The organism is Mycobacterium neumannii (genome assembly GCF_002245615.1).
Lineage (GTDB): Bacteria > Actinomycetota > Actinomycetes > Mycobacteriales > Mycobacteriaceae > Mycobacterium > Mycobacterium neumannii_A.
In genome coordinates, this window is the sequence record NZ_NKCO01000033.1 from 37,907 (window position 1) to 48,957 (window position 11,051).

Annotated in this window: 13 protein-coding genes; 6 read left to right on the forward strand and 7 right to left on the reverse strand. The window is 67.3% G+C overall.

Annotated elements, in window-relative coordinates; all coding sequences use genetic code 11:
- The first annotated feature begins 86 nt into the window (after positions 1–86).
- Entirely contained in the window at positions 87–632 is a 546-nt protein-coding gene (locus tag CEX88_RS24520; RefSeq protein WP_094295471.1) for a TetR/AcrR family transcriptional regulator, read from the forward strand.
- Positions 633–944: 312 nt separating this feature from the next.
- Here CEX88_RS24520 and CEX88_RS24525 read toward each other — a convergent pair whose 3' ends face one another.
- Positions 945–1,835 (reverse strand): SDR family NAD(P)-dependent oxidoreductase, encoded by an 891-nt coding sequence (locus CEX88_RS24525; RefSeq protein WP_094295472.1) that lies wholly within the window; start codon positions 1,833–1,835, stop codon positions 945–947.
- Between the two features lie 74 nt (positions 1,836–1,909).
- Here CEX88_RS24525 and CEX88_RS24530 point away from each other — a divergent pair, with 74 nt between their 5' ends.
- Positions 1,910–2,353: a nuclear transport factor 2 family protein gene (locus CEX88_RS24530; protein ID WP_094295482.1), complete on the forward strand. Its 444-nt coding sequence runs from the start codon at positions 1,910–1,912 to the stop codon at positions 2,351–2,353.
- A gap of 16 nt (positions 2,354–2,369) precedes the next feature.
- Here the strand turns inward: CEX88_RS24530 and CEX88_RS24535 are convergent, their stop codons facing one another.
- Together CEX88_RS24535 and CEX88_RS24540 are read right to left on the reverse strand one after the other, a co-directional pair.
- Positions 2,370–2,630 (reverse strand): hypothetical protein, encoded by a 261-nt coding sequence (locus CEX88_RS24535; protein WP_238382190.1) that lies wholly within the window; start codon positions 2,628–2,630, stop codon positions 2,370–2,372.
- A 133-nt stretch (positions 2,631–2,763) separates the two neighbouring features.
- Positions 2,764–3,648: an LLM class flavin-dependent oxidoreductase gene (locus CEX88_RS24540; RefSeq protein WP_094295473.1), complete on the reverse strand. Its 885-nt coding sequence runs from the start codon at positions 3,646–3,648 to the stop codon at positions 2,764–2,766.
- 47 nt (positions 3,649–3,695) lie between these two features.
- Between CEX88_RS24540 and CEX88_RS24545 the strand changes: the two genes are divergently transcribed.
- On the forward strand, positions 3,696–4,115 hold the full coding sequence (locus CEX88_RS24545) for a VOC family protein (protein WP_094295474.1): 420 nt from the start codon (positions 3,696–3,698) through the stop codon (positions 4,113–4,115).
- A gap of 4 nt (positions 4,116–4,119) precedes the next feature.
- Here the strand turns inward: CEX88_RS24545 and CEX88_RS24550 are convergent, their stop codons facing one another.
- On the reverse strand, positions 4,120–5,148 hold the full coding sequence (locus tag CEX88_RS24550) for a nitronate monooxygenase (protein ID WP_094295475.1): 1,029 nt from the start codon (positions 5,146–5,148) through the stop codon (positions 4,120–4,122).
- Between the two features lie 39 nt (positions 5,149–5,187).
- Between CEX88_RS24550 and CEX88_RS24555 the strand changes: the two genes are divergently transcribed.
- Positions 5,188–5,580: a VOC family protein gene (locus CEX88_RS24555; protein ID WP_094295476.1), complete on the forward strand. Its 393-nt coding sequence runs from the start codon at positions 5,188–5,190 to the stop codon at positions 5,578–5,580.
- Between the two features lie 15 nt (positions 5,581–5,595).
- Here CEX88_RS24555 and CEX88_RS24560 read toward each other — a convergent pair whose 3' ends face one another.
- Entirely contained in the window at positions 5,596–6,072 is a 477-nt protein-coding gene (locus CEX88_RS24560; RefSeq protein ID WP_094295484.1) for an Rrf2 family transcriptional regulator, read from the reverse strand.
- Between the two features lie 55 nt (positions 6,073–6,127).
- On the opposite strand from CEX88_RS24560, the gene CEX88_RS24565 reads away from it, so the two are divergent.
- The gene (locus CEX88_RS24565; protein ID WP_094295477.1) at positions 6,128–7,156 is read left to right on the forward strand and encodes a DUF1214 domain-containing protein; all 1,029 of its coding nucleotides are present in this window, start codon (positions 6,128–6,130) and stop codon (positions 7,154–7,156) included.
- Entirely contained in the window at positions 7,153–8,361 is a 1,209-nt protein-coding gene (locus tag CEX88_RS24570) for a sulfotransferase (RefSeq protein ID WP_094295478.1), read from the forward strand. Before CEX88_RS24565 ends, CEX88_RS24570 begins: the two co-directional genes overlap by 4 nt.
- Positions 8,362–8,395: 34 nt before the next feature.
- Here CEX88_RS24570 and CEX88_RS24575 read toward each other — a convergent pair whose 3' ends face one another.
- Both CEX88_RS24575 and cysN read right to left on the reverse strand, forming a co-directional pair.
- Entirely contained in the window at positions 8,396–9,130 is a 735-nt protein-coding gene (locus tag CEX88_RS24575; protein ID WP_094295479.1) for a 3'(2'),5'-bisphosphate nucleotidase CysQ, read from the reverse strand.
- Positions 9,127–11,019, reverse strand: coding sequence for a sulfate adenylyltransferase subunit CysN (cysN, locus tag CEX88_RS24580; RefSeq protein ID WP_094295480.1), 1,893 nt, complete (start codon positions 11,017–11,019; stop codon positions 9,127–9,129). The genes CEX88_RS24575 and cysN overlap by 4 nt, the downstream gene beginning before the upstream one ends.
- Positions 11,020–11,051 lie beyond the last annotated feature (32 nt).

Below are 11,051 nucleotides of genomic sequence, written 5' to 3' on the forward strand. Positions count from 1 at the left end.
ACTCGCTACCTGCAACGACGTGAGAATCAGCGCCGATTTTGTCTCAGCCTTGAGACGATTAGTATCCTCGATTCGAGGAGGTCACTGTGGTCCGAGACGATTGGCTCCTTGGAGGCGAGCGCCGTACGGCAGCAGCAGACCGTATCTATGCCGCGGCGACCGACCTCGTCTTGCGGGACGGCCTAGACGGCTTCGACATTGATGCCTTGGCCGCCCGAGTGCACTGTTCGCGGGCGACCATCTACCGCTACGCCGGAGGCAAAGCCCAGATCCGCGACGCCGTGCTACTTCGCCTGGCGGCCCAGATCGTCGACTCGGTGCGACGCGCCGTGAACAACTTGAGTGGCGCGGAACGAGTGGTGACGGCGATAACAGTCGCACTCGAACACGTGCGATCAGATCCGATGCGCCAGATGATGATTGGGTTGAGCGCCGGCCGCGATCTGACAGAACTCCCTTCTTCGCCGGTGCTGGGCCGTCTAGCCGCAGACCTCGCCGGCATAACGGACGACGACCCTCAGGCAGCCCAATGGATCGTCCGCGTCGTCATGTCGCTGGCGGTCTGGCCGATCGGCGACACCGAGGTCGAACGCCAGATGGTGGAGCGCTTCGTCGCACCAGCTTTCAACTGACGAGTCCCGTCGGCACAGTGAGCGACTCCCACCACGAACCCAACGGCGACGCCTCGATGGCTCTGTGCCGCATTCGGCGCACCCTGAACCGTCGAGCGAAGCCCACCCGTCGTGTTCTGGACCGTCGAGCGCAGATCACCCGGTGCGTTCGCGCCACCCGGACCACCGGAAGTGCGCCCGTTCCCGATCGTCGTCGGCCCACCCGGGTTCCCATGCCGGTGATGACGTTGAGCCGCGGACGTGTTTCGTTCAACGCGACCATCTGCTGCGCCAGCCCTTTGGCCGCGAGGCCGTAATCATCGGCCGAACGGTTCAGATCGGCAGGCTCGTACGGGTTTCCTTCTCGGCGAACTCCCAGAGCCTTCTGGCGTCGTCGTAATCGCATGCGACGGCACCCCGGCCGCTCAACGTCGGCGCACCCTTCAAGCCGTACCTGCTGTCGATGCCGACATAGCTGCCGGGAGGAATCGGCTCGGTGATGCAGTACAGCGTCGGGGCCGCGCCCGCGTCGAGATCGTTGGCGAGCACCCGCGCCGCCACCTTCACCGCGGCGTGAAACGCGGCCATCGCGGGCTTTTCCGAGACGTTGGACAGATTCGACGCCACCCAGCCGGGGTGTGTCAGGAAGCTGGCGATCGGCGAGCCTGCCTCGCGCAGCCGGCGATCGAGTTCGAGTCCCCACAGCATCACGGCCAGCTTCGAGCGGGCGTACGCAGGGAACGCCGACCATTTGCTGGAGCGCAGATGCGGGTCGGCGAGGTTGATGCTTGCCGACTTGTGGGCATCGGAGCCCACGTTGATGATCTTCGACCGCACCCGCCCGAAGAGCACGTTGGTCAACGCGAACGGTCCCAGGAAGTTGGTGCCGAGGGTGGTTTCGAACCCGTCCACGGTTACGCCGCGGTGCTGCGCGACGAGGCCCGCGTTGTTGATGAGGATGTCGACGTCGCCGTCGAGCAGGTCGGGGAAGGCGCGCACCGACGACTGGTCGGCCAGGTCGAGTTTGACCACCGTCGTGTCGCCGCCCATTTCGGCGGCCCGTTGGGCACCCAACTCGAGGTTGCGCACCGCGAGGATCACATGTGCGCCCGCGCCGACCAGCGCCCGCGCCGTCGCCAGGCCGACGCCGTTGGTGGCCCCCGTGACGATGATCCGGTTTCCGCTCAGATTGCCGAGCCGGCTCGGCGACCAATTCGTAGCCACCGCATGAGGTTAGCGACGGCCCCTGCGCGCGTGATCGTTGACACGACACATCGGTGCTGGTTGTCTACTCGCCGATGAGCGACTCCGCCCGCGAGATCGAGAATCTCGTCTACACCTATGCCGAGCGGATCGACGCCGGCGATTTCGACGGTGTCGGCGCACTGTTCACGCACGGCCGGATCCACGGCGTCGAGAACGGGCCGCCGGAAACGGTTTTCGAGGGCGCAACCCGGGTGCGGCAGATGTTCGAGATGGCCGTGCGCCTCTACGACGACGGCACTCCCAAGACCAAACACCTCACTACCAACGTGACGGTGCACGTCGACGAAGACGCCGGGACGGGCCACGGCAGCGCCTACTACTGCGTCACGCAGTCCACACCCGAACTACCCCTGCAGGTCATCGTGACCGGCCGTTACCGCGACACCTTTCACCGCGTCAACGGCACCTGGTGGTTCGACAGTCGCACCATGTTCATCGACCAGGTCGGCGACACCAGCCACCACCTGAAGTTCTAGGCGGGGACGCCCCGGGCTACCTCCACCACTTCCAGGGCTTGTCCCAGTGTCCTGGCGGCGGCACGCCGGGGAGGTGGGCGATATGCCCCGGTGGCACCTTCGGGACATGGACATGCACTACCGGCGGTCCCGGAATGTGGACATGGCCAGGTCCTGGCGGATCCCAGCGCCAGTCGTCGGCGGCGGCCTGGCTCGCACCGAGGCCGGCAGAGGCGACTCCCAGCGCACCGGCCAACACGGCTCCGGCCGCAAACCTCTTCAATCCTGTCATCGTCATCGTGATTTCCTTTCGGCGATCTGCCCCCGCCGCTGCTATGGACGCTCGGTATTGCTGTCCAACGCGACGCGACCCTCACGACTTCCCCGACGGCTCCATCCTGCCACTGCGGTGGGTACGACCGCCAACCGCCCTACGGCGCGAATTCGTTGACGACCTCGGCAATTTTGCGCACCTGGTCGACGTCCGAACTCGTTGGGATCAGATGAATTTCGTCGGTGCCGATGTCCTCGAACCGGCGCAAGACGTCGAGCAATTCCCGTTCGGTGCCCGCCCAACCGGTCATGGGCGCCATCGCATCGACCACGTCGGCGGGAATCCAGTTCATATAGCGCCGCAGATGCCGATGCACCTGCTCGCGCGGTTGGTCGCCCTCACCGATCGCGAACCAGAACGACGTCGCCAGGTGCGGTGCAGGCTTGCCGGCCTCGGCCCAGGCGCCGCGCGCGACGTCGAACAGTTCGTTCTGCCGGTCGACGTCCAGATCGAGCGTTGTGCCAGCCAGCCCGTCGGCCCACTGCGCGGCGCTGCGCACGGTCTTCGGCCCGATCGTGCCGACCAACAGTCTCGGACCGCCGGACTGCACCGGCGCCGGGCCGACCGGCAGGACGGATTCGGTGACCTTCTCCCCCGCCCAGACCCTGCGCATCACCGCGACGCGATCGGCCATGCCCCGCATGGTCTGGCCGGCCGGGTCCGCGCCGACCGCACGGTAATCCTCTTCCCTACCGCCGACGCCGAGACCGACCGTCAACCGCCCGCCGCACAGCAGGTCGCCGGTGGCCAGCGCCTTGGCCAGCATCACGGGGTCGTGCAGCTGAGGGACCACCACGGTGGTCACCAGGCGGACCCGATCTGTCCACGCGGCGACCGCGCCGAGCAGCGTCAGCGAGTGCGGGTTGTCGAACGCGATGCGCTCGCCCCAGCACAGCGACGAGAAGGGTCCGCCGTCGATTACCCGAGCCCACGTCTGAAGCGTCTCGGCATCAAGGTCTGCTTCCATGACAGGCAGCGTCATCCCGATTTGCACGACGGCGATTCTGGCACGGCTGGCAGCATGGGGGCATGGCGATCACCACCACGTCCGTCGCGCACATCCGGCTGACCGTCACCGACATCGAGCGGTCGCGCGAGTTCTACGAAGCCGTGTTCGGCTGGAGCGTGTACATCGAGCTTCCGGAGGGCGCCGACGTGGCAACCCGCCAGGCGCTCAGCTTCCTGTACGGCGGCGTCATCTACGACCTCGGTGGTGTGCTGGTGGGCCTGCGACCGGCGGCGGTGGGCACCGACACGTTCGACGAGAACCGCCCGGGCCTCGACCACGTCGCGTTCCGGTTGACCAACAAGAGCGAACTCGACTCCGCGGAAAGCCATCTCGACGCTCTCGGCATCGCGCACGAACCGATCAAGGACATCGGTCCGATGTACATCCTGGAGTTCCGCGACCCCGACAACATCGCGCTGGAGTTGACCGCCCCGAAGTGACCGGTCAGGCGAGTCCGCGCATGATGTCGGCCACCGAACCCGGCCTTGCCTCGCCGAAACCGGTGCCCGCCCACACGTTCACCCCGTGGGGATCGCCCGCCCGCACGGCCGCGGCCCGCATCGGGCTGGTCAGGTAGTGCACCTCGGGGTATCCCAACGGCGCCTCGTCTTCGTGGTCGTCGACGAAGCGGTTGCGCAGGCCGCGTGCGTAACGACCCGAGAACGCCTTCGTGACCACGGTTTCGGTGAATCGGCGATCCTGCAACGCCGCACGGTGCACGGGGCTGCTGCCCGCTTCGTCGGCGAGCAGAAACGCGGTGCCGAGTTGCGCGGCCACCGCGCCCGCGCGCCGCACCCGCGCGACGTCCCGGGCGGTCATCAGACCGCCCGCCGCGACGACGGGCACGTCGACGTTGGCGATCACCGAAGCCAGCAGTTCGTCCAGCGGGACCTCTGACGGCCGCGCCGTCGGGTCGAACGTGCCGCGATGACCTCCGGCACCGGGGCCCTGCACGGCGACCGCATCGATGCCGCGGGCCACCGCCTGCTGCGCTTCGGCGAGCGTGGTCACGGTGCCGACCGTGGTGATGCCGGCCGCGCGCAACCGCTGTATCTCCTCGGCGCTGGGCAGACCGAAGGTGAACGACGCCACCGCGGGCTTGAGGTCGGCCAAGACGTCGATCTTGGCCGCCCAGGCGTCGTCGTCGAACCGGGGCTCACCGAGCGTGGCGCCGTAGCGTTCGGCGTCGCGGGTCAGCGCCTGCGCATAGCGGGCGATCATCTCGGGATCGGCGGCGCTGGGCTGCGATGCGAACAGATTGGCACCCACCGGGCCGGTCGTCAGCCGCTGTGTCGCACTGAGACGTTCGCCGAATACCTCAGCCGTTAGGTAACCGGCGGCGACGAAGCCCAAGCCGCCCGCATTGGTTCCCGCGGCGGCGAGTTGCGGAGTGGAAGGGCCGCCCGCCATCGGGGCCACGATGACGGGATGCTCAAGGTCCCCGAAGTCGAACGTCACGCGTCCATCGTGCATCGTTGTCGGCGCGCCACCGCGGTGGTTGACTGAATCGGTATGGCCATCACGTTCAACCACACCATCGTGGCCTCGAAAGACCGCGAGGAATCGGCCCGGTTCTTCACCGAGTTGTTCGGGTTGCCCCCTGCCAGGGAGTTCGGCCACTTTCTGGTCGTGGACCTGGCGCACGACGCCAGCCTCGATTACGCCCAGGTCGGCGCGGACGAGGACATCCGTCCGCAGCACTACGCATTCCTGGTGTCCGAGGACGAGTTCTCCGAGATCTACGACCGCGTCCTGGCGCGGGGCCTGCAGCACTGGGCAGATCCGCGGGGCATGCGCCCGGGCGAGATCAACCACAACGACGGCGGTCGCGGTGTCTACTTCCAGGACCCGGCGGGCCACTATCTCGAGATCATCACCCGGCCCTACGGTTCCGGCGCGAACTGACCCGCGCCAAGGACGCTAGTTCAGCGAGTGTCCCCGCCTGGTCTCCTGATCGCGGTAGTCGTCGGCGAGCTTGCGGACGTGCTTGGGCAGCGCATCGGCGGCCACGTCGGCGATGCTCGTCTGCTCGAGCACCGATCGCATGCTTGCGCGCAGTGCACGCCAGACATCGGTCAGCGGCGTCGTCGGGCCCGTATAGGGCAGATCTCCCAGTCCGATGTCACGAACGCTGGCCAGCGGACCGTCGATGCAGCGCAGCACGTCGGCGATGCTGATGTCTTTCGCCGGGCGGGCCAACTCGTAGCCGCCTTCGCGGCCGCGGTGGCTGCGCACGAGTCGATCGGTGCGCAGAGCGGACAGGATGTCGACGAGGAACTGCGGAGGAATGCCCTGCGCCTTGGCCAGGTCGTCGGTGGTGACGAGGACACCGTCGTCGGCGGTGGCCAGTTGCACCATCGCGCGGACGGCGTACTCCGCTTTGGCCGACATACGCATCTGAAGGATTCTGCCACTGACCGCGTGCACGTCCCGGTTGGTACGTTCGGCAGCTATGGCGGGTGAGGGTTGGCGGGCACTGGTCGACGGGATGCGCACGGCCGGGGAGATGCTGGCCGAGTTCACCGAAGGGCTCGACCCGAGCGAACAGGCCGACGGCCAGCGGGCACTGACGCGGGCCCTCAACAATCTGCTGGGCCGCCTCGAAGTCGACCGCGATCGTCCGGAACTGGTGCCGTTCAACGGGTGGCGGGAGAAGTTCTTCATGGACAATCCCGACTTCCGGTATTGGATCACCGACATTCGCGACGACCGGACCTACCGAATCTCGGGCAACGTCGGAGACTCGGTGTACCAGTCGATCACGGTGTACAGCGGGACCGGTGTGGCCGACGCGGCAGCGGTCGCACGCCTTCAGACCGGCGACCTGGAGATCGACTCCGACGGGAAGTTCACCGCCACGCTGGCGGACCTGCCGCCGGGGTCGTCGTCGGTGTGGGTGCGCTATGCGCATCACAGCTCGGATCCGGCAAGCCCCGGCTGGTGCCACATCGAGGTACTCGACGCCGACGACACACCCCCTTCCCCCACTGATCTGGACCGCGCGCTCTCGCGGCTGGGCACCGTGATCGCCAACGTGCCCAAGGTTTTCGAACTGTCGACAGCCGCCGACTTGAAAGCACCGAACGCCGTGCGGCACTGGTCGGCGGTGGCCGGGGGCGCGGCGTTCACCGAGCCGGGCATCCACTACGTTCGCGGCGCGTGGCAGTTGGCCGACGGTGAGGCGTTGGTGCTCGAAGGCTCGGTACCGGCGTGCCGGCACTGGAACATCGTGCTGTACAACCGCTTCCTCAACTCCCTGGACCACCGTCACCGCACCGTCACCCGTACCGCGGCCTCGACCACGCTGACCGACGGCAGGTTTCGGTTCGTGCTCGCGGCGGAGAATCCGGGCGTCGACGGCTACGACTGGCTCGACACCGAGGGCCGGCCCTTCGGGCTGTTCGTCCTGCGGTTCCTCCACCCCGTCGGAGAACCTGAACTACCCGCCGCGCGCCGGATCCGGCTGGAGGAGCTGCGATGACGTGGCGGCCGCCGCGGCGCACCGAAGTGGCCGAGCAGATCTACACCGAGGCCGCCAAAGACCGGGCCGAGAATCCGCACCGTTACCGGTTCGACGCGCAACGTGTGGTCGAACGGGCGTGCCGGCGTGGCGAATACACCCCTGAGCAGTTCGCGCCTGGATGGGCCGACGGGTTGGACGCCTTCCTGGGCTCGGCCGAGCAGGACGGCAGGCTCAACGCCGTCGGCATCCGGATGGCGCTGCAGTCGGCGACCGGAAGGCTGCTCGCGGGTGCGCGGATTGCGCAGTGCCGTGCTGCGCGGCGCGATCTGTGCGACGTCGCGTTGCCCCCGCCGATCGTGATCATCGGCGGGTGGCGCACCGGCACGACGTTTCTGTTCCGCCTGCTGGGCACCGACCCTCGTCTGCACGCACCGCTTCCGGCCGAATTGGTATCGCCCTGGCTGTTCGTCGGCCCCGACCGTCCCAACCCCGTCGAGGTGGGCGCGACGGCCAGCCAGTTGCTGCATACGCTCAACCCGGACATGGCGATCGTGCATCCGTCCGGCCCATCGTTGCCCGAGGAGTGCGTGCTTGCCATGGGCACCGATCTGCGCAACTGGGGTTTCACGTCGATGATGCGGCTGCCAGGCTACGCCGATTGGCTTGCCGCGCAGGACTTCACCGCGCCCTACGCACGCTACCGAGAGATACTGCAACTGCTGGCCCGCCACGACGACCGTCGATTCGTGCTCAAGGCTCCCGCGCACACCGCCGAGTTGGACCACTTGATCGAGACGTTTCGGGGGCTGGTGGTGGTGCAGATCCACCGCGACATCGTGTCGACGCTGACCTCGGGTGCAAGCCTGTTCGCGGTGTACCGCAGCACCTACAGCGACGATGTCGACGCGTTCGAGGTGGGCCGCCAGCAGGTCACGCAGAGCGAGCTGTGGTTCCGGCGTGCCCTCGAGGTGCGCGACCGGACGCCGGCGCATGCGGCCACGTTCGTCGACATCGACTACCGAGACTTGGTGTCGTCACCGAAAACAGCGCTGGAGCAAATCTATTCAGCTGCCGGAATGGCACCACCCGACGATCTCGACGCATTCGTCGATCAGTACAACCGCGCCAATCTTCGCGACGCGAAGGGCCTGCACCGTTACTCCCCGGAGGAGTTCGGGCTGGTGCCCGATGAGATCCGGGAACGGTTTGCATTCCTGGACTAGGGTTTCGGGCTGGGTTTTCGGGCTGGGTTTCGGGCTAGTCAGCCGCGGTGACCCGCAGCACCGCGTCGGCCAGTTCGGGCCGGCACACCACCAAGTCGGGCAGTAGCGGATCGCGGCGGTTGTAGGACAGCGGCGAGCCGTCGATTCGTGAGGTGTGCAGCCCGGCGGCGCGGGCGACGGCGACGGGGGCTGCCGAGTCCCACTCGTACTGGCCTCCCGCATGCACATAGACATCCGAGCGTCCCTGCACGACAGAGGCGACCTTCGCTCCGGCAGAGCCCATGTCGACCAGCGTGCCGCCCAGCGCGTCGCGCACCGCGAGCGCGATGGCCGGAGGCCGCGTGCGCGACACAACGATTCGGGGCGTCTCGGGTTTCGGCGGGGGCGGCGTGACCGTCGGGGTGGCCAGCGTCATGCCCTGCGCCGGGAGCGCAACGGCCCCGGCTACCAGTCCTCCTGCCTGCCAAAGGGCAACGTGCACCGCCCAGTCGTCGCGTCCGAGTTCGGAGAATTCCCGGGTGCCGTCGAGGGGGTCGACGATCCAGACACGTTCGGCGGTCAGGCGCACCGGGTCGTCGGCGCCCTCCTCCGACAGCACCGCGTCGTCTGGGCGCTCCGTCGCCAGCGCTTCGGTCAGGAAATCGTGGGAGCGTTTGTCCCCGGCAGCCTTTCGCTCAGCGGCGGTCGCGTCAGCGAGCTCGTCCCGGACGTCGAGCAGAAGCTTTCCGGCCGCCGTGGCCAGCCGGGCGGCGAGATCATGATCGCTCACTGCCGACTTTCCAGCAGTGCGATCACCATCTGAGCCAGGTCCTCGGGATCGCGTTCGGGTGTCAGGCGCAGGTCAGGATTCTTCGGCCGCTGGTAAGGGCTGTCGATGCCGGTGAAGTGGGTGATGTCACCAGCACGGGCCTTGGCGTACAAGCCCTTCGGATCGCGTCGCTCACAGTCCTCCAGCGGGGTGTCGCAGAACACCTCGAAGAAGTCGAGCCCGGCCTCGGTGGTGACCTTTCGAGCCAGGGCCCGGTGCTCCTCGAGTGGGCTGATCGCGGGCACCAGCACTACCTGTCCGGAGTCGGCGAGGATCGCCGCGACGTGGGCCAGCCTGCGCTGGTTCTCGGCGCGGTCGGCCATCGAGAAACCGAGGTCGGCGTTGAGACCGTGACGCAGGTTGTCGCCGTCGAGAACATAGGCGGGAACGCCCTTTTCGATCAGTTTCTGCTCGACGAGCATCGCCACCGACGACTTGCCGGAGCCCGACAGGCCGGTGAACCACACGGTCCTGCCCTTGCTCAGCCGGTCCTCGGCCTTGCACAGCGACTCGTGCCGGACGGTGTTGGGGCTCGAGGTGCGGGCGGTCACCTGCGGCAGGATCATGCCGGCGGCGACCGTGCCGTTGGTGTTCGGGTCGATGAGGATGAACGAGCCGGTGGTCGCGTTGCGGCTGTACTCGTCGAGCAGCAGCGGCTGTTGTGTGCGCAGCGAGATGCGGCCCAGCTCATTGAGTTTGAGCGCGGTGACGTCCTTGTCCCGGTGCAGCGTGTTGACGTCGAGGCGGTAGTCCAGCGCCGTGACCCGCGTCCGCGTGGTGCGGGTGGTGTGCTTGATGACGTAGTCGCGGCCGGGTTCCAGCGCGGAGCCGTCGGCCATCCAGCAGACGGTGGCATCGAACTCCTGCGCCACCCGCGGCTGGTTGTTCGGACGTGCGATGAGATCGCCGCGCGAGATGTCGATGTCGTCGGTGAGGCTGATCGCCACCGCCATCGGAGGAAAGGCCTCATTGATCGGGCCGCTGGGCCCCTCGATCGCCGCGATCCGTGACGTCAGGCCCGCGGGAAGCACGACGACCTCGTCGCCGACCTTCATCACGCCGCCGGCGACGGTGCCCGCATAGCTGCGGTGGTCGTGATGTTCCAGGGATTGCGGGCGGATCACGTACTGAACCGGGAATCGCACGTCGACGAGGTTGCGGTCGCCGGCGATGTAGACCTCTTCGAGGTGGTTCAGCAGCGGCGGGCCCTCGTACCACGGGGTGTTGTCGGATTTGGTGACGACGTTGTCGCCGTTGAGTGCCGACAGTGGGATCGTCGTCACGTCGTGGATGTCCAAGCGGGCGGCGAAGTTATGAAAGTCGTCGCGGATCTTCTCGAAACGCTCTCTGTCCCAATCGATCAGGTCCATCTTGTTCACCGCGAGCACGATGTGCCGAATGCCGAGCAGCGATGCGAGGAACGCGTGGCGCCGCGACTGCTCGAGCAGGCCGTGGCGCGCGTCGACCAGGACGATCGCCAATTGCGCGGTGGACGTACCGGTCACCATGTTGCGGGTGTACTGGATGTGGCCCGGGGTGTCGGCGATGATGAATTTGCGCTTGGGCGTTGCGAAGTAACGGTAGGCGACGTCGATCGTGATGCCCTGCTCACGCTCGGCCCGCAGGCCGTCGGTCACCAGCGCCAGGTCGGTGTAGTCGTGACCGCGTTCCTTGGAAGTCCGCTCGACAGAGGCCAGTTGGTCTTCCATGACGGCCTTGGAGTCGAACAGCAGCCGTCCGATGAGGGTCGACTTGCCGTCGTCGACGGAACCCGCGGTGGCGATCCGCAGCAGCGTCGCGGCGGGCCGGGTGGTGGGCCGGGTGGTGGGCCGCTCGGTGGTGCGAGTCATCAGAAGTAGCCCTCTCGCTTACGGTCTTCCAT

Bases quoted from the DNA above. Each gene is read 5' to 3' on its own strand.
- CEX88_RS24530 (WP_094295482.1), top strand. From the start codon at position 1,910: ATGAGCGACTCCGCCCGCGAGATCGAGAATCTCGTCTACACCTATGCC.
- CEX88_RS24535 (WP_238382190.1), bottom strand. From the start codon at position 2,630: ATGACGATGACAGGATTGAAGAGGTTTGCGGCCGGAGCCGTGTTGGCC.
- CEX88_RS24540 (WP_094295473.1), bottom strand. From the start codon at position 3,648: ATGACGCTGCCTGTCATGGAAGCAGACCTTGATGCCGAGACGCTTCAG.
- CEX88_RS24545 (WP_094295474.1), top strand. From the start codon at position 3,696: ATGGCGATCACCACCACGTCCGTCGCGCACATCCGGCTGACCGTCACC.
- CEX88_RS24550 (WP_094295475.1), bottom strand. From the start codon at position 5,148: ATGCACGATGGACGCGTGACGTTCGACTTCGGGGACCTTGAGCATCCC.
- CEX88_RS24555 (WP_094295476.1), top strand. From the start codon at position 5,188: ATGGCCATCACGTTCAACCACACCATCGTGGCCTCGAAAGACCGCGAG.
- CEX88_RS24560 (WP_094295484.1), bottom strand. From the start codon at position 6,072: ATGCGTATGTCGGCCAAAGCGGAGTACGCCGTCCGCGCGATGGTGCAA.
- CEX88_RS24565 (WP_094295477.1), top strand. From the start codon at position 6,128: ATGGCGGGTGAGGGTTGGCGGGCACTGGTCGACGGGATGCGCACGGCC.
- CEX88_RS24570 (WP_094295478.1), top strand. From the start codon at position 7,153: ATGACGTGGCGGCCGCCGCGGCGCACCGAAGTGGCCGAGCAGATCTAC.
- cysN (WP_094295480.1), bottom strand. From the start codon at position 11,019: ATGACTCGCACCACCGAGCGGCCCACCACCCGGCCCACCACCCGGCCC.